Raw genomic sequence first — 23,237 nt, 5'->3', positions numbered from 1 at the left:
ATTTAGTGTTCGCATTGGTAATCAATCCCTGCTGCTCTAAATCATGTAAATATAGTTTTAGCCACTCTAGGATAATTATACGTGTATACTTCTGTTAAGAAATTTAGCGCTTAGCAATCAACATGTTCATAATTCCCTAAAGGTGATTTTTCCCCTTCCAATTGAAGTGTGATCTGTTTACTATGAAATTTCGCTTCTAACTCCTGTCGGTTAAGGCATGATACATCATCATTTACATGTAAGAGACAGAATTCTAAAGAATTAACCTCACTACTAAGAGCAAGACTGACTAAAGAATTTACCGAAAAAAGTCTGCATACAGCATTAACAGTAGACAAACCCTTTCCCCCAAAAAACCCCTCGCAAAATTAATCATTTTCACACAATAGCCCTCAGCCTGAATCTGTAAGTCAATCTGAATTTATTATGTTATAAAAATCCAGATATTCTTAAAAAAATACTAATAATACTTTAATTGGCCTAGTTGATTATACTTTAAAATAGGAAATGGTAAGCGCTTTCATTATAAAGGAGGCGATAGTAGAAAATACTTATATTATAATTTCCACACTCAATCCGATGATGCAACTGTCCTTTCATTGAAGTCCATATCTATTTAAAAAATTATCTAATTTATTTACTCTACCCAAAATTAAAATTGCGCTTATACAGGTTTTCCCTTATTAAACACTGTCCATTAGATCGACAAGACATTACCTGAAAGTTTTCAGACACATCGACCATGATTTTTATATGATAAAAGGAGGTTCAACTATGCTAAAAGGCTTTAAAAAAGTAATAAGTATTGTTTCTATTGCAGCTATTGTACTAGGAATGCAAAGTCCAGTTTTTGGAAGCAGCGCTAATACTAAAAATAATGGCAAAGGTGCCGGGCTATCAAAAGATAACGGACGTAAATGGTCTGTAGTTGAATCAGGTGAAATAAACTATGTCACAAATAGAAATGGTCCAACTTTAGGTTATTCAGTAAACTCAGGTGTTGAATATATCATTAAGGGTGGATACGCATTTAAGGACTTGAACAAGAATAAAAAGTTAGATAAATATGAAGATTGGCGACTTTCTGTTGAAGAACGTGCCAAGGATTTATCATCAAAAATGTCAATTGAACAAATTTCCGGTTTAATGCTATATAGCTCACATCAAAGTATTAATTCCGCTGAATTAACTGAAGCTCAGAGAAGTTATATAGTTAATGATAATCTTCGCCACGTATTGATTACACGTGTTGCAAGTCCAGAGACGGCGGCACAATGGAACAATCATGCACAAGCCTTGGCTGAAGGATTGGGTTTAGGTATTCCACTAAATAATAGCTCAGATCCACGCCACGGTTCAGATTCGAGTGCAGAGTTTAACGCTGGAGCTGGCGGAGATATTTCAATGTGGCCAGAGTCTATCGGGTTAGCTGCCACTTTTGATCCTGAGATTATTGAGGAATTTGGTCAAATTGCTTCAAAGGAGTATCGTGCACTTGGAATTTCAACAGCACTTTCACCGCAAATTGACATTGCGACTGATCCTCGTTGGTATCGGTTCCCAGGTACATTTGGTGAAGATCCGAATCTTTCTGCAGACATGGCTCGAGCCTATGCTGATGGCTTCCAAACATCTAGCGGAGAAGATGAAATCGCTAATGCGTGGGGATACACAAGTGTCAATACAATGGCAAAACATTGGCCTGGCGGTGGATCTGGTGAGGCTGGCCGTGACGCGCATTATCCTTTTGGCAAATACGCCGTTTATCCAGGGAACAACTTTGATGAACATCTTATTCCGTTTTTAAAAGGTGCATTTGACTTAAAAGGTGGTACAGGCTCAGTTTCTGCCATTATGCCTTACTATACAATTTCATGGAATCAAGATACAAAGTATGGCGAGAATGTTGGAAATTCATATAGTAAATATATGATCAATGATCTTTTAAGAAATAAGTATGGTTATGAAGGAGTCATTACGACAGACTGGGGAATAACCGAGGATATAGGTTATGAAATCGATGATATGGAGAAATTCGGTTATGGAACGTCATGGGGTGTTGAACATCTTACCGTTCCAGAACGATTCTATAAAGTGATTATGAACGGTGTGGACCAATTTGGCGGTGTTGATGAATCTGATGATATATTAGCTGCATATCAAATGGGTGTTGAGGAACACGGAGAAGAATTCATGCGCAATCGTTTCGAGGAATCAGCAGTTAGATTGTTAAAAAACATTTTCCAAGTAGGTCTATTTGAAAATCCTTATCTTGACGTTAAAGAAACAGCTGAAACTGTCGGTAATGCTGAATTTATGGAAGCAGGTTTTGAAGCACAACTCAAGTCGATTGTCATGCTCAAGAACAAAGATCATGTGTTACCACTGAAAGCAAAGAATAATAAAAAATTAACAGCCTATGTCCCTGAACGCTGGTATCCTCCAGTGAAAGCTCGCTTTGGTGGAGGAGTTACACCTGGTTATTTTGCAGTTCCATTTAATCTTGATGTTGTAAAAAAATATTTTCATGTTACAAATGATCCTAGTAAAGCGGATTTTGCACTAGTTGGAATCAAAAGTCCAGATGGCGGTCTTGGTTATTCTGTTGAAGATCGCAAAAATGGCGGAAATGGTTACTTACCAATCACCCTCCAATACAGCGAATATACAGCTGAATTTGCTAGAGAAGTAAGTATAGCTGGTGGACATCCAACAGAAGATTTCACAAATAGATCTTACAAAGGTAAAACAGTCACAGCTGCAAATACAAAAGATCTCGATCTTGTACTTGAAACAAAAAAGAAAATGGGTGACAAGCCTGTCATTGTTTCAATCAACATGAGTACTCCGTCAGTACTTGCTGAATTTGAGGGTAAGGTCGATGGAATTCTCGTAAACTTTGGTGTCCAAGACCAAGCGATACTTGATATTGTATCAGGTAATGTTGAACCTTCAGGGCTTCTCCCATTCCAAATGCCAGCTAACATGAAGACTGTAGAAGAGCAATATGAAGATGTTCCACATGATATGGAGGTACACATTGATTCAGAAGGAAATGCTTATGACTTCACCTTTGGCTTAAACTGGGATGGAGTGATTAACGATTCTCGAGTAGAAAAGTATCGTACGGTGGACTAATTAAAATGAGTCAGACGCTCTAACGGAAAATTTCCATCTTGAGTGTCTGATTTCATATGTATGCCTAAAATAAAATAGAGCTTGAAAACAAATTGTATAGTATATATAGCCAAGCCCTCTAACTAATGATAGGCTTGGCTAGCTTTTTGTGTTAATCATTAGGACAGCCTTCATTTTGTCTTAAATGTCCTGAACGGTTTACCTTCGTTTGTAAATATTTTTCATTGTATTCAGATATATCTCCCCATAATGGTATCCGATCATTTAGAGGCAATCCTGCATCTTTTAATGCTGCTAATTTTTTTGGATTATTTGTAATCAGTGTTACTGGCTTTGTGCGTAATCGTTTAAGAACTAAAATCGCATCATCATAGTTTCTTGCGTCATCGACAAAGCCAAGACCTTCATTTGCCTCAACTGTATCAAAGCCATTCTCCTGTAGAATATACGCCATTGCTTTACTAAAAAGGCCAATTCCTCTACCTTCATGATTAGCAAGATAAAATAACGCACCCGTCCCATGTTTAACAATCATTTTCATCGATTGCTTCAGCTGAAAGCCACAATCACATCTTTTGCTTCCAAAAATATCCCCTGTATGACAAATGGAATGCATGCGAATAAGCGCTTCATCATTTTCCGCAAAATCACCATAAACTAAAACGCTTGATTGTTGATGCTCAGCTAGATTCGCCGACGATAATGTTTTAATAATTTGTTCATAATTATCTGTAACAGTATCGCAATTCAACCAGCAATACCACTGAAATTCTACTGTTTCTCCATATAAATTAACAGGCAATTTTATTGGTCCGACTAAGTATATAGCTCCTTTTTCGGTTTCAATTAATTGAATTTTATCTTCAAGCAAAGACATAACCTTTGAATCCAATTTCGCTTCAGCCAAAATGGTACCTCCTTTTTAACAATAAACCTTGGATGTTTTCATAAAGCCAAAAGTTAAAACGTAATAGTCTCGGCTTATTATCTGTGAATTGCATTTTAATCATACACACGAAAGGAGGCTCCATTTGCTAAAGAAGCTAATCTGATTACTCATTTAAAGATTGTAAAGAACTTCTTCTTTCAAAAAGTAAAACATTTCTCCATCTACCATTAAGCTTACTAATACGTTCTCTCACTCCTACCTCTGTAAATCCAGCCTGCTTGTGCAAGTGAATACTTCCTATATTTTCTTGAAAGATGCTTGCTTGTAACGTCCAAAATCCACTTTCCTCACTTGCTTTTATTAAAGTATTTAATAGTAGCTTTCCAATTCCTTTTCCCTTATACTCTGTTCGAACATAAATGCTTACCTCTGCAACGCCTGAATATGCTGCTCTACTTGAGAACGGACTTAGGGCTGTCCAACCAACTACCTTATCATCCTGAATGGCAACAAAGCGACAGTCAGCTATATGGCCAGCGTCCCATTCCTCCCATTTTGGTGCCTCTGTTTGAAACGTAGCAATTCCTGTTGCGATTCCTTCTTCATATATTTCTTTCACCTGTTCCCAGTGTATCTGTTGTAAATCTTTAATTTGTAGCATAACTTTACGTCCCCTTCAAAACTTTTATCGTCTCATCGACTTTCTTTGATTATACAAGTTGACAGATGATAATCCCAATTATATAGTAATAATATCAAAAATTTTTGATGAAGTAAGGAAGTGAATGAGAATTGAATAAGGAGCTAGAACAGCAAGATGCTTCATTAGAAAAAACGTTTGAAATGTATGAGGGTAAATTTAAAGCGATTGCCGATAAAAAAAGATTGCAAATTATGAATCTCCTTACACAAAAAGGAGAGATAAACGTAAATGACCTAGCCCCAATGATGAATATGGCACAATCAAAGCTTTCCTATCATTTAAAAATCCTGTTAGATGCCAATCTTATCATAAGAGAAACGAGAGGGACTTGGAATTATTACAGGCTTAATCTTGACGAAGTGAACCACTTATTATCAGCAGAGCTCTGTTGTTTATTTAGACCTACCTGTTAACAATTATTTCATTTAAAATCGTTTCAAGAAAGTAAATTCACATGTACCAAGCTTAAGCTTATTGCACCATAAAGAAAACAGTCCAACTCTACGATTGGACTGTCATACTCGTTCGTTTTATGTTTCATTATAAATACTTTCTTGAAACCCCTTTTCCATCATATGAAAACAATACTGGTTTTCCTTCTAAAACACTTTCCATATGAACCGGGCGTCCCCAGAGCTGATAAACATATGGAAGAACCTTTTCTAAATATTTTAGATCAAGCTCGATATCTTCATACCAATGCTTTAAGTAAAGCTCATTGTTTTTTAAATAGTCGCCATCATTTACGGTAATATATGGGAACCCACCATTTACTCGCATGCTAACAAGCTGATCGCGGACAGCTTCCCAGCCTTTATCAACGATTTTATAGTCGCGGCCTTGCTTTTGGAAAAGATACATATCCTCGCGCATAACAAGATCCTTCGTTAAGTAGTTACGTATAAATGAAATATCTGATTCTACTTCACGGACTTCAAATATTTTTTCTCTACCTTTACCAGGCTTTACACCAAACATCTTCATTTCTTCAGTCGGGTTATTATATCGTTCCTCGATATCCTCAAAAATCTTTAATCCTAAATAATATGGGTTAATGCTTGTTTTTGATGGTTGAACAACACCTGCGTTAAGCTTCGCAAATTCAATGGCTTCATCTGAGGTTAAATCAAGCTCCCGAATTATTCGTTGATGCCAATAGGATGCCCAGCCTTCATTCATGATTTTCGTTTCAAGCTGTGGCCAGAAGTAAAGCATTTCCTCCCGCATCATCGTTAAAATATCCCGCTGCCAATCTTCTAACTCACGACTATATTCTTCGATAAATAATAGCAAATCCTTTTCAGGTGACGGAGGAAATTTTCGTTTTTTCCTTTTTGCTGGACGCTTTTCATCCTGTCTTTGATCGAGATTCCATAGATCATCATACGGGGTAGGCTTTCGTTCTTCTTCTTCCTCCTCGATCTCAACATCCTCAATTGACCAAGCTAGCTTTGGCCGAACTAGCGAAGGATCAATATGTTCTTGGATGGAAAGCACCGCATCTAAAAACGTTTCGACCTCATGTCTGCCATATTCTATTTCGTACTGCTTAATTCGTTCGGCAGTAGCTGCCATGCTTTCAACCATTTCACGCTTCGTATTACTAAACCTTGAGTTATTTTTAAAGAAATCACAATGTGCTAAAACATGAGCAACAATTAGCTTATTTTGAATAAGTGAATTTGTATCTAATAAAAATGCATAGCATGGATCGGAATTTATCACAAGCTCGTAAATCTTACTTAAGCCTAAGTCATATTGAAGCTTCATTTTATGAAATTGTTTTCCAAAGCTCCAATGCGAAAACCTTGTTGGCATTCCGTATGCACCAAATGTATAAATAATATCTGCTGGACATATTTCATATCTCATTGGGTAAAAATCTAAGCCAAACCCCTTCGCAATCTCGGTAATTTCGGCAATTGCATATTCTAGGGATTTTTGTTCAGCATCCTTCATGGTCTCCCCCCTAAGCTTTTCTTACAATAATGTATGAGCCTTATAGGGAAAAGATGCTAAATGACAGGTGTGTTGACTGATTCCCATAGGTTATTTAACGTTGCTTTCCGCGCGCGCGACGACTGTAGCAAAACCAAACAACAAAGCTTAAAAGCTCCTAATTAAAGAACATAAAAAAGAATGAAATCCTAAGACTTCACTCTTCTTTATCTATTATTATGCTGGTTGATATTCTTTTAAATTAATCGATGGACCGAAAAATTCAAAGTGAATGTTTTCTTCCTTTACACCGATATTAGCCAAATTTTCAATTGTATTCTTCATAAAGGCAACTGGGCCACAAACATAGAAAGAAGCGTTTGTATCTGTAACAAGTGCTTTTAATTTTTCTTCATCTAAGAATCCTTCTGCATCAAAGCGATTATTTTCACGATCCGCTTCAGATGGGTTTTCAAATATGAGATATTTTCTTGCTTGTGAAAGCTTGCTTAGTGCTTCATCAACTTCTTCATTGAAAGCTTGAACATCACTATTTTTTGCGGCATGGATAAAGGTAACAGGACGATCCTTTTGTTCGTCAGCTGTTCTTTTTAGCATGCTCATCATTGGTGTAATTCCTACCCCACCGCTAATTAAATAGAGTGGCGCATCTGTTGTATCAAGGACAAAGTCACCGGCTGGAGCTGTTACTTCAATCTCATCGCCCTCCCCAATATGATCATGGAGATAATTTGAGACTTTACCTAATGTTGTAGGATTTTCGCCTTCTTTTTTTACAGAAATCCGTAAGTATTTATTACCTGGAGCATCTGAAAGACTATATTGTCTGTTTAATAAGTATTGCTCACCCTCAACTGAAAGACGAACAGTGATATATTGTCCAGGCTGATAGGTTGGAACGTTAGAGCCGTCAGATGGTTGAAGATAAAAAGAAGTGATGAGCGAGCTTTCCTCTTCCTTTTTCATTACCTTGAATGCTTTAAAGCCTTCCCAATTTGCTTGGTTATACATTTCTTCTTCAATATCGATAAATACTTGTGAAATGACACCATATGCTTCAGCCCATGCATTAATGATTTCATCTGTTGCAGCTGCTCCTAACACATCTTTAATCGCCTTTAATAAAAATTCACCAACAATTGGATAATGTTCTTTTTTTACATTTAAGCTGCGATGCTTATGAGCAATTTGCTTTACCGCAGGAAGTAGTACCTCAAGCTGGTCTATATATGTAGCTGCAGCATAGACAGTATTAGCTAATGCCGTTTGTTGACGACCTTGCTTTTGATTCGCATGATTAAAAATATTTAATAATTCAGGGTGTGCTTCAAACATTGACTTGTAAAAATATGATGTAATTTCAACTCCGCGTTCAGCTAAAATTGGTGCAGTTGATTTTACAATTTTAATCGTTTGTTCAGATAACATTTTACCAACCCCTAAAAGATGTATTTAAAATATATCTTTATAATAGAGAGTAATATGAGTAAAAACAATATTAGAAATACATCTTTAATAAAGCTGTCACATTTTATGCTTAAAATCGATACATTTTACCTGAATATGTTAAGATTAAAACAACTTCAATGGAGTTAAATAAGAAGCTTACGTGAGGTTTAGTATTATGAGACTAACAAATTATACAGATTATTCATTACGGGTTCTCATTTATTTAGCAACAAAGCCAAAGGACGAGCTCTCGAATATAAAGGAAATTGCGGAGGCCTATAACATATCAAAAAACCATCTTATGAAGGTTACCTATGAACTTGGAAAAATGAATATCATTGAAACAGTTCGAGGACGAAACGGTGGAATCCGTTTAGCACATGCTCCAGAGGAAATAAATATTGGAGAAGTTGTTAGGCAAACGGAAGAGGATTTTCATCTAGTAGAGTGCTTTGATAAAGAACGAAATCAATGTATTATTTCCCCTGCCTGTGGATTGAAGCATGTCCTTAATAAAGCATTACAGGCATATTTAGCTGTTTTGGATGAGTATACTTTGGCTGATTTAGTAAAAAATCAAAGCTCCTTATTAGCGTATTTTTCGCAGAAATAAGTAAAATCCAAGTGTTACTGTAAAATCATAAGAATAGATAGGAGCTTTATTCCCCTTCCTCTATTCTTATGTAACAGTCTTGAATCAATAAAAAAGCTGTCACAAATGGATCAATCAAGAATGATCGTTCCACCTGTAGCAGCGTCCTGGATTTCCTCAATATTGACTGTTATTAATTTTGCCGTTTTAGGATTAAATATGACATCAACATGAACGTTGAATTGTTTCCCATTCTCATTGAGCTGCATTCCAAACACATCTTTTGTTTCTTCATCATTTACTTCTACACGTTTCACATATTGAAAATCAACAATCTCAGCTGAAGGATAGTTATCCTTTACAGAGGTTATTGCTAATCTGCTCCATTTCTTATAGTCGACCTCTTGAATATTGTGTTCGCCGTATGCTTTAATACCAGCTGTGATGAGCATGAGAAACGACAATAGCAATACGATAGCGTTATATCGGGAATTCGCTTTCATATACTTTCCTCCAACTTAAGTCTTCTCTCCTTCTTAATGTCTCCCGATCATTACTTTCTATTCTTCAGCAACTCCAAATTCATTTTTTGCAAAGCTTGCCATCACCATGCCTATTTCTTTATTCCGGTTCCACTCTTCTTTTAATACTGATAATGGAGGATTTGTCTCGTGAACGGAATAGCTTAATTCAATTGTTAATGCAGGTAATTTATATGTTTGAATAAACCAATCTGTATAGCCTCCCCCGGTTGCGGAGCTTGGTGGGTATTCAACTTCATACCCAGTCTTATCAGCAATTTCGCTAACTAATCGAATATCTCTTTGTAAATGTTGAATTTCATTAAAGTAGTACCAATAAATGATACGACCAGAGGTATGGTACGCTGCCGCTGCTAAAGGACGAATTTGATTCGTAAATGCTCGTAATGCCAGCGATTCTTTAGCAACAAACGGCTTTTCGCCTTTGTAATGGGAGTAGGCAGCATAGGGCTGTCCTCCTTTTATTTCCTCCCATCCAGCAGGATACTGACGATTCAGATCAATACCAAATCCATTTGCCTTCCACCTAGAAAAATCACCCTCTCCTTTGTTCATATCAAAATAAACCTCTTGCATTAAAAAAGGCATATGTCGAATTCCTGTTTGTTGAATCATGACACCATCAGGATTAACCATAGGGACGAACCAAATCGATACATCATCGAGTATTTGCGGGTGATGCCCATAAATATCATTGCTTTCGGAGTATGCTTTTGCGTACTGCTTCATCATTTTCATCACAATATGTGTTGAAAGCCATTCGCGACCGTGATGACTCGCTGTAATAAGGACAGACTTTTTGCCATCACCAACTTTAACCGCTACTAAATCTCTCCCAAATTCAGATTTGCCAAATGTTTTAACCTCAAGGTGAAATTGTTTAGCTATTTGATAAACTTCCTGTTTCATTCGTTTATATGTATAGGGCTTCTCAACCTCTGCATGACCATTGCTTCCAAACAAAAGGAAAAATAAAACAAAAAATAATAAACCCTTTTTATCCATCGATAGATAACACCCTTTTTGATCATAGCTTTCCTAAATGAGTTGTTTTTATGTGGGAAAACACTGCCAAGCACGTCATAACAGCAACACCAAGTTTTGTGTAGAAAAAAAACCTTCACAAGACATACAATAATCATATCTCCTTAAGATGGAGGGATCTAAGATGAACAGTGTTGATTATGATAAAGCACTTTATTACACCCATCGTTCCCAATGGGATAATTTGTTAATCCTCATGGTTCGAACGAAGGATGACTTCCTTTCAAAGAAAATTGAGCAGTTTCTGCATGCTTATAATTTTGAACATGATTATAAAGAGGTTGAAAAACATTTATACTCATTGCTTAGATATATCGACCATGCGATCGAGCCAAATGAATTCGAGTTTACACATGGTTATCTTGACCAAAATATTTAGCTTTTAAAAGGCTGTCAAAGAGTCTATCCAATTCTTTGGCAGTCTTTTTTTGGCATGATCATATTGACACCACTGTTTATACTGTATATACTAAACATATACAGTATAAACAGTAAATTGTAGGTGAGGCCTTGAAAATTATTATTACTAACTCAAATGATCAGCCAATTTATTTGCAAATTAAAGAGCAAATTAAGGAGCAAATTTTACACGGTGAGTTAAAGGAAAAAACAAGCTTGCCATCGATTCGCAAGCTTGCAAAGGATTTACAAATAAGTGTGATAACGACAAAGAAAGCTTATGAAGAGCTTGAACGCGAAGGATTTATTGAAACATTTCCTGGTAAAGGCTCCTTTGTCGCTGCACAAAACAAACAATTATTAAAGGAAAAACAATTAAAGCTCATTGAGGATCAATTAGCAAAGGTCATTAACGATAGTAAGGCTTTCAATATTGACTTAGAAGAGATAATCAGCATATTAACTCTTCTATATGAGGAGTGAACAAGATTGGAGAACATAGTTGAGGTTCGAAATGTAACAAAGAGGCATGATCAATTCAGTTTAAACGACATCAGCCTTGATATAAAAAAAGGGTTTATTACCGGTCTTATTGGCCCAAATGGTGCGGGAAAAACGACACTTATTCAATGTTTAATGCAGCTTATTCATATCGATGATGGACAAATAAGCTTATTCGGTAAATCTCATCAGGAGGATACCGTCAATATTAAGGAAAGAATAGGGTTTGTTTACGACGAAAATTACTTTTATGAGGACTTTACACTCGAGCATAATAAACGAATTGTCAGCATGTTTTATAAGCAATGGGATGATAAAACCTTTTATCACTATTTAGATCGCTTTAAATTGTCAAAGCACCAAAAGGTCAAAAATTTATCAAAAGGAATGAAAATTAAGTTTTCGTTAACTGTTGCTTTATCCCATCATCCACAGTTGATCATAATGGATGAACCGACATCAGGACTTGATCCAATTTTTCGTCGGGAGCTGCTCGATATCTTACTAGAAATTATTCAGGATGAAAACAAGGCGATTTTTTTCTCGACACATATGGTGAAGGATTTGGAACAAGTCGCTGATTATATTGCCTTTCTAAATGAAGGCGAGCTTGTTTTTAGCGATGAAAAGGATGCAATCATCGATCGTTACGCTATCGTAAAAGGTCATAAGGATGATTTAAATCAACTTGATCGTTCTTCCATAATCGGAATAAAGGAAAGTTCATTAGGCTTTGAGGCATTGCTTCTAAATCAGTCAAAGCTTGACGATCCCCAATTTGTTGTGGAGAAGCCTTCCTTAGAAGATATTATGTACTATACTGTTAGGGGGAAGCATGATGATCACTCTTATTAAAAAGGACATATTAACCCAAGAAAAATGGACTTATCTTTTATGTCTTGTCTTATTCATTCCAATTACAAGCTTTTTTACTGATGGTTCACCAATAAGACATCTATTATTACTTATTGCTTTACCGTTTGCTTTTGTGACGTCCTTAGAGGATAAGCAATCAAAGCTAGTAAATTCATTCCCAGTGACGAGAAATCAGATTGTCATTGGAAAATATCTTTCCGTCATCGTCTGGTTTGTTCTTTCGGCAATCTTCGTTACGATATATATGTTTTTATTTCTCAAATTTGCACCATTTCCGTCGCGAATGATGACACCTGCAGAATATATCATTGCTTTATCACTTATCTATTTGTCATTATCTGTATACTTCCCATTTTTATTTTCGTTAGGATATAAATTAGCGTCAATTCCAACAGGGATATTCGTGTTTGTTCTCTTCATGGTATACCGAATAACATTAAACCTAGCAGAAAACCCACGTTACCCGGAAGTTGCTGACTTTGTTCATTCTTTAAATGAAAATCAATGGATGCTTGCAGGGAGCATTTTTGCTATTGCTGCGATATTCACCGTAATTTCTTTCTTTATATCAGCGAGAATCTATGCGAAAAAGGATCTGTAGAAACTAAATGGAGCAGTTGTTATTAACAGGTAAAAGATTTAAGGCAATCACTATAGTGAGCTGGTCGGTCAAGAAAATAGTTTTCTAAAGGAAAAGTTAAAAAGCTTATTAATACAGCGGTTCGAACAAAAGGTTTTCATCAACAAAAAATCCGAATTTTTTTTAACATTACCTCAAATTTCATCTTTTTGGTTTCTTGGCTGTATTCGTAAATATTGATGCTTTTGAAAGAGAAGTCGTTTTGGTAGATCTCCGCTCCAGTACTCGCTTTCCGCGGGGTGGGTGGTGAGCCTCCTCGGTTGTAACCTTCGGGGTCTCACCTCTCCCACGCATCCCGCAGGAGTCTCGTACTTCCGCTCCAATCAACCATAATAAAATTTCACCCAAAAAACCCATTTACTTAGTAATGAGTCTTTTCTTCTAATTTGTAATAGCAATGTTCGGTTTTCTTTAGGAATTTATGTCCCAGCTACTTTACTTATCGCATATTATGGCTTTAAAATTGAATTAATGAGAAAACCACAGCAAAATGTTCATGCTTACATTAACTCATTAGGGCAACATCAAAGTCATTTTATTTGAGGATGATAACTATGTTTTCATATGAGGTTATTTGTTTTAGTTGTAGGAAAGCATTTAGAGTGTATGAAGGATCAAAAGAGTATGAACGGTTTAAGAAAAACCGAAATAGTGCATTTTGTTGTGAAGATTGTCATCATCAAATACGTATTGAAGCAATCAAATACTTTTTTAGATAAAGAGAGTGAACTAGTTAAGTTTCCTTTAGAACAAATAAACAACGCTTAGAAGCATAGCTTGTCTAAGCGTTGTTTTTATTTGTTCTAAAAGTATTTGTCGCAAGAGGCTTCACATGCTATCGAAAAGCAAAATTACTTCGTTAACTCTGCGATTAAATCATTTACTTGAGCCATAACTCCTGATTCTAGAGCAGCTAATTGCTGGTCACTTTGTTCAAGTGAGTCGCTTTTTACACCAAAATAAAACTTCGCCTTTGGTTCCGTTCCAGATGGGCGTAAGCAGAACCAAGAATTATCTTCAAGAATATACTTTAGAACGTTGGAAGTTGGGAGATTAATTTTCTCCACTTTACCTGTTGTGATATCTTGGCGTTCACCTGATTGATAATCTTCAATCGTGACAATTTTTTTACCAGCTATTTCTGTTGGTGGTGTCGTTCTAAAGCTATGAAGGATGCTTTGGATTTGCTCAGCTCCCTCTTTTCCTTTTAACGTAAGGGATTGAAGCCCTTCCTTATAATAGCCGTATTCACTAAAGATTTTTAAAAGGCCCTCATATAATGTAAGTCCTTGTTTTTTATAATATGCACATACCTCTACTGCCAATAAGGCAGCCTGTACTGCGTCTTTATCACGTGCAAAATCGCCAATTAAATATCCATAGCTTTCCTCGTAGCCAAACTGGAATTCATATTGTCCGGATTTCTCATATTCATTGATTTTCTCGCCGATAAACTTAAATCCAGTTAACGTATCAATCGTGTCTAAGCCAAACGATCTCGCTATATCTCGTCCGATTTCAGACGTTACAATCGTTTTTAAGACTACACCATTATTCGGTAAGCTCCCGTTTTCCTTTTTCTCTGAAAGAAGATAATGAAGGAGTAAAGCACCTGTTTGATTTCCTGTAAGAACAACATATTGTCCTTCTTTATTCTTTACGGCAACACCTAAGCGATCCGCGTCAGGGTCTGTTCCAATAAGAAGATCTGCATCTATTGCTTGTCCGTCACGAATTGCAAGAGTAAACGCTTCATGCTCCTCAGGATTTGGTGATTTCACTGTCGAGAAATTTGCATCAGGCAATTCCTGTTCCTTCACGACTGTAACATTTTCATAGCCCATCGCTTTTAAACCACGACGAACTGGCTTATTTGCTGTCCCGTGCAATGGCGTAAAGACGATTTTAACGTCGACTTCCTTAGAAAGACTTGGGTTTACAGAAATTGTTTTTAGCGCTTCTGTGTAAGCTTCATCAATTTCCTCGCCAATCATTTTAATAAGTCCTTGTTCTTTTAATAACGATTCGTCCTTTACCTCAACTTGCAATTCATCCTCAACATCATTAACGAATGAAATGACCTTGTCAGCAGCTGCTGGAGGCAGTTGTCCGCCATCATGGCCATATACTTTATAACCATTGTATTCTGGAGGATTATGACTAGCTGTAATAACAATTCCAGAGAATGCGTTTAAATAACGAACAGCAAATGATAACTCCGGTGTTGGTCTTAATTCCTCAAAAACGTATGTTTGAATTCCATGGGAAGCTAAAGTTTTTGCCGCTTCCATCGCAAATTCAGGTGATTTATGACGAGAATCATATGCAATCGCAACTCCACGTTTTTTTGCCTCATCACCAAAGGAATCTATGTATGATGCTAAGCCTTCTGATGCTTTGCGGACAGTGTATATATTCATGCGGTTCGTACCTGGTCCGATTTCACCACGCATACCGCCAGTACCAAATTCTAAGTTTTTATAAAAACAGTCCTCTAACGCCTTATCGTTTCCGGCTAATTCTTGTAATTTCTGCTTTAATTCTGGATCTAAGTCTTGCTTTTCTTTCCAACGAATATAACTTTGTTCCCAGCTCATGTTAACCTCCTGGATTTGTTTTTGTCCTACAATTAACCCGTTGAAGTAGTAGTAAAAATAAAGAGACACGGGTACCTTCTCTTTCCTTCGAACAATTTTACCTTATTATAACATTCCTATTTTAGCATATATTAACGTTTTTAACATCGGAGGTTTTTCTACATTTTTCGTAGCATTTCATCATAAAAAAAGATCAGGTTGGTTGCTCTTAAGTGGGGATTCCACAAATACAACCTCTGATCGTTTTTCACTTTATTCCTTTTTATATACAATCGAATAAATGTCCCTTCGTCTATCCTTCAATTGATTCACTGTTCCTGATTGGCGTTTACGTCTTAAAATTTCTAAATCGACGTCACCAATTGCCACCATCTCTATATTTGGATTGCTTTCAACAACGATTCCGTCTCTAGCAAATTCAAAGTCTGATGGAGCAAAAATCGCCGACTGAGCATATTGAATATCCATATTTTCTGTTTGTGGTAAGTTTCCAACCGTTCCTGCAATAACCGTATATATTTGATTTTCTACCGCTCTTGCCTGAGCACAGTATCGAACACGTAAATATCCTTGACGATCCTCTGTACAGAATGGTGTAAAAATAATTTTTGCACCTTTATCTGTTGCAATTCTCGCTAGCTCTGGAAACTCAATATCATAGCATATTTGAATCGCAATTTTCCCACAATCCGTATTAAATACTCTTACTTCATCACCTCTACTAATTCCCCACCATTTTCTTTCATTAGGTGTTATATGAAGCTTATACTGCTTTTCGATCGTTCCATCACGACGGAATAAATAGGCGATATTATAAATCCGTCCTTCTTCCTCTACAACGTGGGAGCCACCAATAATATTGACATTATAGCGAACCGCTAGCTCCGTAAATAGCTCGATATATTCTTCTGTATACTCTGTCAATCTTTGAATCGCTTTGCTCGGTGTTTTTTCATCGAGGAAGGACATTAATTGTGTTGTGAAAATTTCAGGGAATACGGCAAAATCTGAGCCAGCATCTGAAGCAACATCTGTATAATATTCGACCTGCTTCGCAAACTCTTCAAAGGAATTGATTTGTTTCATCATATATTGAACAACACAAATTCGAACAGGATGGGCCGTTTTATAATATCTTTTCGTATTTGGCTGATAATCAACATTATTCCATTCCATCAATGTTGCATATTTACCAGAAGCTAAATCATCCGGTAAATAGTTTGGGTTTATCCGCATTAAGGTAAATTCATTTAATAATTGAAAGGAGAGGACAGGATCATAAATTTTATGAAGCATAACCTGTTGAACGTATTCTCTAGGTGTTAATTCATCTGCATATTTATAATAATTAGGGATTCTTCCCCCAATAATAATGCTTTTTAAATTTAACCTTCTTGCTAAATCCTTTCTTGCCTCATACAAGCGATGTCCTATTTTCATTCGTCGATAGCTTGGGTGAACCATCACCTCAATCCCATACATATTGTATCCATCAGGATTGTGATTCGTTATGTAGCCATTATCGGTAATATCATCCCAAGTATGGCGATCATCATATTCGTCAAAATTGATAAGTAGGCTCGAGCATGAACCGATGATTTTCCCTTCAAGCTCCGCACAAAACTGGCCTTCTGGAAAATGCTCAAGATGGCTTTCTAAATGCTCTCGTTTCCACGGAGTCATTCCTGGGAAACACTTTCCTTGGAGCTTTAATAATTCATCAATATCACGTTCTTCAATATTTCGAATAATCATCTTTTTTTCAAATTTAGACAAATCGAGTTTCTCGGACATCGTGATTTCTCCTTTAATATAAAATGTTCACAGATATCTTACCCTTTATCACTGTTCTAAAAACGAAATTAATTCCTTTAGCTCCATTTCTGCCATAGATTGTAGGCGATGCTCAACTTCACAAAACTCTAAGTTCTTTGTCACCTCGTTCGGGACAATGACACATTTCATTCCAGCACGCTTTGCAGCTAATGCCCCGTTTGCCGAATCCTCAAAAGCAATACACTCTTCTGGCTTTACTCCTAAGCATTTAGCTGCCTCTAAATACAGTGCAGGATTAGGCTTCACTTCTGCAACATGATCAGAGGTTTTAATGCATTCAAATCGATCCAACAAATTTAAACGCTTTAAATGTGACGATACCCAATCATAATTTGAGCTTGATGCAAGTCCAATTTTAATTCCAAGCGATTTTGCTGCATTTAAATAATCAACAACACCTGGACGAGCAGCTTCTTGTTCAATTCTTTCCGTAAAAAGCTGTTTTTGCCTTTCATTGAATTCATCACGATTTAGTTTTTTCTTTGCCTGTTCCTCGAGATATGTAAATGGGTGAAAATCAGATACCGTCCCGACAACCTTTCCCCAAACATCGAGAGGTAATTCACAATTATGCTCTGCGTATAGCTCACTAAGCACCTCGTATTCATGTGTTTCCGTATCTAATATTAGACCATCAAAGTCAAAAATAATTGCTTTTATCATAAATATCCAACTCCTTTCCATTTCATTATAATAAAAATTCACTAAGAAAGGCAGTTTTCACAAATTTTGTTGCTTTTTATTAAAGTTCCTCTTGTAAACACTCGTACAATATTTGAATGTATAGCTTAAAAATTCGAGATCAGAAAAAAGAGGATTACGTAGTAGTAATCCCCTTTAAAATGTGTCATTATGATGTTTTGTTTGGCTCTGAAATGTTAGCTAATGCCACACCAGCAGCTTCATCTGACATTTGATGTGTTGCAAGGTCACCTAACGCAACAATCCCAACTAATTGATTGTTTTCAACGATCGGTAAACGACGAATTTGATGTTGTGCCATTATTTTGGCTGCTTCCTCTGTTGACATTGAAACATGACCAGATACAAGGTTCGTTGTCATAACGTGACCAACTGGTGTTTCATTGTCACGGCCCTGTGCAGTAGAGCGTGTCGTTATATCACGGTCCGTAATAATTCCCTTTAATTCGCCATTATCGACAACAGGAATCGAACCAACATTGTTACGCTCCATAATTTCTGCCGCTTCTTGAATTGTTTGATTAGAAGAGACAGTTTCCACATTCCTTGTCATACATTCTTGAATTGTAGTCAAGGTTCATCCACCCCTTTCAATAACTAGTATGAGCAGATTTTTTTGAGTTACGATTAGTATTATTTATCAGGTATAAATGGAATAGGAATAAGAAAACTATAACCACTAGCAAGTAATATTTAACGCTTTGCACGTTTTGTTTATCATGAACTGCTGTTTTAAGCCTAACCTAATTAAGTTCCCTTTTCACTTTAATATGTACTATTATCGAAAAAACTTTTAACTATCTTCATTCCATTTAAATCCATAATTACATTATATTGAAAAAACTTAAAGTAAAAACGCAATAATTTAATAATTCACAATCTATCTATTTTACAGGTCTAGCTTTTCCAACTATAATTTAAGAAAATAGATAATTTGTGAGGGATGTCATGTCTAGTTCTCGTGAAAAAACAAACGAAAATTTATTAACACTTGCTTGGATTACATCGTTTATCGCAACTTTAGGGAGTCTCTACTTTTCAGAGATACTCCAGTATACACCCTGTGATCTATGCTGGTTTCAACGAATATTTATGTATCCGTTAGTTATTATTCTTGGAATTGGGTTGTTTAAAAAGGATGCAACCGCTGCGAGGTATTCCTTAATACTCTCTGCTATCGGAGGATGTATTTCGCTCTATCATTACGGCATTCAAAAAATTGACTTTTTAGGAGAGCATTCTGCTTCATGTGGGATCGTGCCATGTACAGGTGAGTATATAAATTGGCTTGGCTTTATTACAATCCCATTTTTAGCTCTTATTGCTTTTATTATCATTTTCATTACTAGTTTAACTATTCTAAAAAAGGCAGGTCGTTAAGTTGAAGAAAATTCTTATTTTCGGCGGAATTATTGTATTATTATTTGCAGCTTTAGGCTTTATTACAACATATCAAAATAACAAAAAAGCAGAAGACAATGTCTATGGAAAATCGGAATTACGAGCGTCAACAATCGAATTATTAGATGATCCAAACTATCAAAATATTATCCTACCTGATGAACTTGAAGAAAAGCTCAATAATAAAGAAGATCTCATCGTTTACTTCTTTAGCCCTGAATGCTCACATTGCCAAAGAGCAACACCTGAATTAATGCCAGCTGCTGAAGAGGTTGGCGTAGACATTGAGCAATACAACATCCTAGAGTTTGAAGAAGGCTGGAATGATTACAAGATCGAATCTACTCCTACACTCGTTCATTTTAAAGATGGAAAAGAAGTAGAACGTACTGTTGGGGCAAATACAAAAGATGCATACAAAAAAATATTAACAGATTGGCAATCTTAATTTTTCTAATGGAACGCTTGAATCATCAAGCGTTTTTTATTATGTATTTTGAAGCTACTGTCACCTGCAAAAAATAAAAAACACCGCATTTCTGCGGTGTTTCCTCTCCGATTTTTTACACGATCCAATCATTTGCTGGTTTAATGTATTGACTAAATTCCCCATTTTGACTTTTTGCGTGTTTAAACTGTGAAAATGTCATTGGAAAATAATAGCCATAATCATTTAAATTTTTGCAATTACGTTCGAACATTTTTTGATAATCCTGTCCATGCTTGCAATCTTCTATATGCTCTAGCACAGCAACGACAGCTTGCAGACTTGAAATAATTTGAAAGGCATCCTTCAAATTACTATTAAACATCTGATCGGAATCCTGTGGTTTTAAAACGTTCTGCTCTTTCAATTTATGAATTTCTCCGTCGGGGAAAAATTTCGGAAATAATTCTGTATATAATTGTTCAACTAGCTCATCTATATGACGTTCTTGTTCTTCTGTTGATGCAACAACAACCTTCATTCAATCACCCTTCTTAAAATCATTATAGTAGATAGCATAACATAGACTTTTTCGACATTGCATAGGTAAGTGTTACCGGAACTAGATTGTACATCCAATAGGAGAATCTGTATACTTTGATTGAGATAGAAAACAAAGTAAGCCGTAAGCATATTTAAAGGTTGGTGAAGATTTTGAAGCGAGTTGGTGAATGGCAGGAAATGAAGGTGCCAAGCGAATGGGCGAATACTACAATACATCATGTCCTTTTAAAGGAAATTGGTGCTTCTAAAGCTCTTATTCAAAAATGGAATTCCGCCAAAGCTATAAAAAAAAATGATCAGATAGCAGATCTCAATCATAAGCTTCAATTTGGGGATCGCTTGTCCTTGCATTTATTTAAAAATGAAGACTTTGGAGTACTTCCTGAATATGAGCAAATTGAAGTTCTTTATGAGGACGATCATCTGTTAATCGTTAATAAAGAGGCTGGTATTGATACACATCCAAATCATCCCGAGCAGAAAGGAACTTTAGCAAATAGAGTTGCCTTCTATTACCAAATGAACGGACTCCAAATAAAAGTAAGACATATTCACAGACTTGATAAAGATACATCTGGTGCAATTATTTTTGCGAAAAATGATTTAGCACAGACACTGCTTGATCAAGCTCTTGAACAGAGAAACGTTAAGCGTACTTATATTGCCATTGTCGAAGGGCGATTGCCTCATTCAAAAGGAAAAATAGATCAACCTATAGGAAGAGATAGACATCATGCGACGAGAAGGAGGGTTTCTCCTAAAGGGCAGAAAGCTGTCACTCATTATGTGGTAAAACAATATTTACCATCAGATAATTTAGCCATTGTTTCACTTCAGCTCGATACCGGAAGAACCCATCAAATTCGTGTTCATTTAAGCTCTATCGGACATCCAATTATAGGTGATGAATTATATGGAGGGAAGAAAGGGCTCATTAGCAGACAAGCTCTTCACGCAGCAAAGCTTTCACTCCTTCATCCAATAACAGGAGAAAAAATTGAGGTTCGTGCCCAATTTCCAACAGACATGCTACCATTTATTACTGATACTATAGCAACGACTATCTAAAATGGAAATAAAAAAATGAGTCTGTGTTCGGTTACTCAGACTCATTTCTGATTAAACTACCTTCTTTTTTGCATAAATGATATAGCGTTGTGGAGCATTTCCAACATAGCTAAATGGATAACATGTTGTAAGAAGAAGCTCTTCCGTTTCATTTTGGAGAGTTATAATACTTAAATCATCCGCTTCCACAATTTTCGTATCCGTAATTTCATATTCAAAGCTGCCGTATGGAAGAGCGATTTTTAATGTATCGCCAATTTCAAGCTCTCCAGCCTTACGAAATACTGTATCACGATGACCAGATAAAACAATTTGCCCATTTTCATTTGGATAATAACTACCTTTGTAATGCCCAACACCCTTTTCAAGGTCATCAGGATCCGTTCCTTCAACAATCGGTAAATCCGCCTTTAATTTAGGAATTTGCAATATACCAACTGCCTCACCGATTGGTGGTTTAAAGGTTCCGTCCTCTTCTTTATATACTTCTTTATTTGGTGGAGATTCAACCATTGCTTTAGCTTCATTTAAAGACTGTGAGGTTTGCATCTTTGTATCAATAATTTCCCAGACTGCATAACCAACGATACAAAGACCAACAACAATCAATAAATAGGATAGCTTCTTCATCAACGTTTCACTCTTTCTTTTATTAATAGCTTCATTATATCACAGAACCTACCAGTAGACTGAACTAGAAAAGGAAAACAAAGGCCATATTTTGTTAATTTTTTGTAAAGGTAGTCTTGTTTTCACAACATGTACATTCCAATAAAATAACTCCGGCTCCCCGATCTCTTTATTCTACTAATAAGTGGCTGATGGGAAAAATACAAAAAAGAGACTGCCAGAGAAAATCAGTCTTCACTGACCCTCTGACAGCCTCTTTCCTAATTATTTTAATTCAGCTAAAATTTCATCGATTTTTGCAAGCTCAGATTGTAATCCGCCACCACTTAAGTACCATAGTGGACCATCTAAATAAATGATTTTTCCATTTTTATAAGCCTTTGTTTTCTTAATGATTTCATTTTCCATATCAGCCTCGATATTAGAGTCGCCTCCAGTAGCTGCTGTACGGTCAATAACGAATAAAACCTCTGGGTCGAATTCTAAAACTGCTTCGAATCCGAAATTAGATCCGTGAGAAGAAGATTCGATATCCTCTGTTACTGGTTTGAAACCATAAATGTCATAAATATATCCGAAACGTGAGTTTGTTGAGAAACCTGATAGCTTACCTTCATTGTACATTGTTACTAAAGATGTTTCATAGTTTCCAGCTAACGTTTTGATATCCTCTAAAGCTGAATCAAATTTTGCAAGATACTCTTTTGCTTCTGCTTCTTTATCAAACATTTTTGCTGCTAAATCTACTGAAGCTTCGAATGAGCCCCAGTAATCATCCTGAGAAGTACCAACAAATACGACAGGAGCGATTTCTTTTAATTCTTCATAGTATGCTGACTGACGGCCTGAAATGAAGATTACATCTGGATCCATCTCAGCGATATCTTCAAGTAATGGTTCCTTTAAACCACCAACACTTTTATATTCATCTGAAGCATATTTTTCAAGATGAGCTGGTAGAGTTGAATCTTTAGCTACCCCAACAATTCCTTCAACACCAAGAGCATCTAATGTATCAAGGAAGCCATAGTCAAATACGGCAATTTTTTCTGGCATTTTCTCGAATTTTTCATCTTCGAAAGTAATTGAACCGCCTTCTTCACTTTCAGTTGAAGCAACAGTCGGTGATACAGTCATTGGATAAGCTGAGCCTTCCTCTGATGCACCCGCACTCTTATCTTCAGCCGCAGCTGTTTCAGTTGATTCTTTTTTCGAAGCTTCTTCTTTAGAACCACATGCAGCTAGCATTAAAACCATAGTTGCTAATAATGCAATAAATA

The 23,237-nt window shown here is 36.3% G+C and carries 25 protein-coding genes; 11 read left to right on the top strand and 14 right to left on the bottom strand.

Annotation, left to right across the window (positions count from 1 at the left end):
• Nucleotides 1-110: 110 nt before the first annotated feature.
• Nucleotides 111-338 (bottom strand): hypothetical protein, encoded by a 228-nt coding sequence (locus tag HU235_RS18230; protein WP_174881129.1) that lies wholly within the window; start codon nucleotides 336-338, stop codon nucleotides 111-113.
• Nucleotides 339-774: 436 nt separating this feature from the next.
• Between HU235_RS18230 and HU235_RS18225 the strand changes: the two genes are divergently transcribed.
• Nucleotides 775-3,138 carry a glycoside hydrolase family 3 protein gene (locus HU235_RS18225; RefSeq protein WP_233452271.1) on the top strand — a complete coding sequence of 788 codons (2,364 nt, stop codon included), beginning with the start codon at nucleotides 775-777 and terminating at the stop codon, nucleotides 3,136-3,138.
• Between the two features lie 151 nt (nucleotides 3,139-3,289).
• Here the strand turns inward: HU235_RS18225 and HU235_RS18220 are convergent, their stop codons facing one another.
• A complete protein-coding gene (locus HU235_RS18220; RefSeq protein WP_095301038.1) occupies nucleotides 3,290-4,045 on the bottom strand; it encodes a GTP cyclohydrolase II in 756 nt (251 codons plus the stop codon).
• Between the two features lie 145 nt (nucleotides 4,046-4,190).
• Nucleotides 4,191-4,688, bottom strand: a complete 498-nt coding sequence (locus HU235_RS18215; RefSeq protein ID WP_174881128.1) for a GNAT family N-acetyltransferase — start codon at nucleotides 4,686-4,688, stop codon at nucleotides 4,191-4,193.
• A 182-nt stretch (nucleotides 4,689-4,870) separates the two neighbouring features.
• Between HU235_RS18215 and HU235_RS18210 the strand changes: the two genes are divergently transcribed.
• Complete coding sequence (locus HU235_RS18210; protein WP_095301058.1) at nucleotides 4,871-5,143, top strand: ArsR/SmtB family transcription factor; 273 nt, start codon at nucleotides 4,871-4,873, stop codon at nucleotides 5,141-5,143.
• 127 nt (nucleotides 5,144-5,270) lie between these two features.
• Here the strand turns inward: HU235_RS18210 and HU235_RS18205 are convergent, their stop codons facing one another.
• Nucleotides 5,271-6,689 carry a SpoVR family protein gene (locus tag HU235_RS18205; RefSeq protein WP_174881127.1) on the bottom strand — a complete coding sequence of 473 codons (1,419 nt, stop codon included), beginning with the start codon at nucleotides 6,687-6,689 and terminating at the stop codon, nucleotides 5,271-5,273.
• 216 nt (nucleotides 6,690-6,905) lie between these two features.
• A complete protein-coding gene (gene hmpA, locus HU235_RS18200) occupies nucleotides 6,906-8,117 on the bottom strand; it encodes an NO-inducible flavohemoprotein (protein WP_145582287.1) in 1,212 nt (403 codons plus the stop codon).
• A gap of 196 nt (nucleotides 8,118-8,313) precedes the next feature.
• Here hmpA and HU235_RS18195 point away from each other — a divergent pair, with 196 nt between their 5' ends.
• On the top strand, nucleotides 8,314-8,751 hold the full coding sequence (locus HU235_RS18195; RefSeq protein ID WP_095301042.1) for an RrF2 family transcriptional regulator: 438 nt from the start codon (nucleotides 8,314-8,316) through the stop codon (nucleotides 8,749-8,751).
• A 110-nt stretch (nucleotides 8,752-8,861) separates the two neighbouring features.
• On the opposite strand, the gene HU235_RS18190 is transcribed toward HU235_RS18195, so the two are convergent.
• Both HU235_RS18190 and HU235_RS18185 read right to left on the bottom strand, forming a co-directional pair.
• Entirely contained in the window at nucleotides 8,862-9,233 is a 372-nt protein-coding gene (locus tag HU235_RS18190) for a DUF3889 domain-containing protein (protein ID WP_174881126.1), read from the bottom strand.
• Nucleotides 9,234-9,290: 57 nt separating this feature from the next.
• On the bottom strand, nucleotides 9,291-10,277 hold the full coding sequence (locus HU235_RS18185) for a M14 family zinc carboxypeptidase (RefSeq protein WP_174881125.1): 987 nt from the start codon (nucleotides 10,275-10,277) through the stop codon (nucleotides 9,291-9,293).
• 163 nt (nucleotides 10,278-10,440) lie between these two features.
• Between HU235_RS18185 and HU235_RS18180 the strand changes: the two genes are divergently transcribed.
• The 5 genes from HU235_RS18180 (at nucleotide 10,441) to HU235_RS25120 (ending at nucleotide 13,451) form a co-directional block, all read left to right on the top strand.
• A complete protein-coding gene (locus HU235_RS18180) occupies nucleotides 10,441-10,695 on the top strand; it encodes a YhdB family protein (protein ID WP_095301045.1) in 255 nt (84 codons plus the stop codon).
• 131 nt (nucleotides 10,696-10,826) lie between these two features.
• Nucleotides 10,827-11,198, top strand: coding sequence for a GntR family transcriptional regulator (locus tag HU235_RS18175; RefSeq protein ID WP_174881124.1), 372 nt, complete (start codon nucleotides 10,827-10,829; stop codon nucleotides 11,196-11,198).
• Nucleotides 11,199-11,204: 6 nt separating this feature from the next.
• Nucleotides 11,205-12,071, top strand: coding sequence for an ABC transporter ATP-binding protein (locus HU235_RS18170; protein WP_174881123.1), 867 nt, complete (start codon nucleotides 11,205-11,207; stop codon nucleotides 12,069-12,071).
• Entirely contained in the window at nucleotides 12,055-12,693 is a 639-nt protein-coding gene (locus tag HU235_RS18165; RefSeq protein ID WP_174881122.1) for an ABC-2 transporter permease, read from the top strand. Before HU235_RS18170 ends, HU235_RS18165 begins: the two co-directional genes overlap by 17 nt.
• A 593-nt stretch (nucleotides 12,694-13,286) precedes the next feature.
• Nucleotides 13,287-13,451: a DUF2197 domain-containing protein gene (locus HU235_RS25120; RefSeq protein WP_233452270.1), complete on the top strand. Its 165-nt coding sequence runs from the start codon at nucleotides 13,287-13,289 to the stop codon at nucleotides 13,449-13,451.
• Between the two features lie 132 nt (nucleotides 13,452-13,583).
• Here the strand turns inward: HU235_RS25120 and HU235_RS18160 are convergent, their stop codons facing one another.
• The 4 genes from HU235_RS18160 to HU235_RS18145 form a co-directional block, all read right to left on the bottom strand.
• A complete protein-coding gene (locus tag HU235_RS18160; protein ID WP_174881121.1) occupies nucleotides 13,584-15,329 on the bottom strand; it encodes a phospho-sugar mutase in 1,746 nt (581 codons plus the stop codon).
• A 252-nt stretch (nucleotides 15,330-15,581) separates the two neighbouring features.
• Nucleotides 15,582-17,123 carry a bifunctional GNAT family N-acetyltransferase/carbon-nitrogen hydrolase family protein gene (locus HU235_RS18155; RefSeq protein ID WP_145582293.1) on the bottom strand — a complete coding sequence of 514 codons (1,542 nt, stop codon included), beginning with the start codon at nucleotides 17,121-17,123 and terminating at the stop codon, nucleotides 15,582-15,584.
• 48 nt (nucleotides 17,124-17,171) lie between these two features.
• On the bottom strand, nucleotides 17,172-17,828 hold the full coding sequence (locus tag HU235_RS18150) for an HAD family hydrolase (protein WP_095301051.1): 657 nt from the start codon (nucleotides 17,826-17,828) through the stop codon (nucleotides 17,172-17,174).
• Between the two features lie 187 nt (nucleotides 17,829-18,015).
• Nucleotides 18,016-18,441 (bottom strand): CBS domain-containing protein, encoded by a 426-nt coding sequence (locus tag HU235_RS18145; RefSeq protein ID WP_145582294.1) that lies wholly within the window; start codon nucleotides 18,439-18,441, stop codon nucleotides 18,016-18,018.
• Nucleotides 18,442-18,815: 374 nt separating this feature from the next.
• Here HU235_RS18145 and HU235_RS18140 point away from each other — a divergent pair, with 374 nt between their 5' ends.
• Both HU235_RS18140 and HU235_RS18135 read left to right on the top strand, forming a co-directional pair.
• Nucleotides 18,816-19,247 carry a disulfide oxidoreductase gene (locus tag HU235_RS18140; protein WP_095301053.1) on the top strand — a complete coding sequence of 144 codons (432 nt, stop codon included), beginning with the start codon at nucleotides 18,816-18,818 and terminating at the stop codon, nucleotides 19,245-19,247.
• A 1-nt stretch (nucleotide 19,248) separates the two neighbouring features.
• Nucleotides 19,249-19,716 (top strand): thioredoxin family protein, encoded by a 468-nt coding sequence (locus tag HU235_RS18135; protein ID WP_095301054.1) that lies wholly within the window; start codon nucleotides 19,249-19,251, stop codon nucleotides 19,714-19,716.
• 115 nt (nucleotides 19,717-19,831) lie between these two features.
• Here the strand turns inward: HU235_RS18135 and HU235_RS18130 are convergent, their stop codons facing one another.
• Nucleotides 19,832-20,236 (bottom strand): DUF5365 family protein, encoded by a 405-nt coding sequence (locus tag HU235_RS18130; RefSeq protein WP_174881120.1) that lies wholly within the window; start codon nucleotides 20,234-20,236, stop codon nucleotides 19,832-19,834.
• Between the two features lie 200 nt (nucleotides 20,237-20,436).
• Between HU235_RS18130 and HU235_RS18125 the strand changes: the two genes are divergently transcribed.
• The gene (locus HU235_RS18125; protein WP_174881132.1) at nucleotides 20,437-21,327 is read left to right on the top strand and encodes an RluA family pseudouridine synthase; all 891 of its coding nucleotides are present in this window, start codon (nucleotides 20,437-20,439) and stop codon (nucleotides 21,325-21,327) included.
• A 51-nt stretch (nucleotides 21,328-21,378) separates the two neighbouring features.
• On the opposite strand, the gene HU235_RS18120 is transcribed toward HU235_RS18125, so the two are convergent.
• Both HU235_RS18120 and HU235_RS18115 read right to left on the bottom strand, forming a co-directional pair.
• A complete protein-coding gene (locus HU235_RS18120; RefSeq protein WP_174881131.1) occupies nucleotides 21,379-21,957 on the bottom strand; it encodes a class D sortase in 579 nt (192 codons plus the stop codon).
• A 264-nt stretch (nucleotides 21,958-22,221) separates the two neighbouring features.
• Nucleotides 22,222-23,214: a siderophore ABC transporter substrate-binding protein gene (locus HU235_RS18115; RefSeq protein WP_411828267.1), complete on the bottom strand. Its 993-nt coding sequence runs from the start codon at nucleotides 23,212-23,214 to the stop codon at nucleotides 22,222-22,224.
• Nucleotides 23,215-23,237 lie beyond the last annotated feature (23 nt).

This window comes from Metabacillus niabensis (genome assembly GCF_902829255.1).
GTDB lineage: Bacteria > Bacillota > Bacilli > Bacillales > Bacillaceae > Metabacillus > Metabacillus niabensis.
This window is presented reverse-complemented; position numbering and strand designations above follow the sequence as displayed.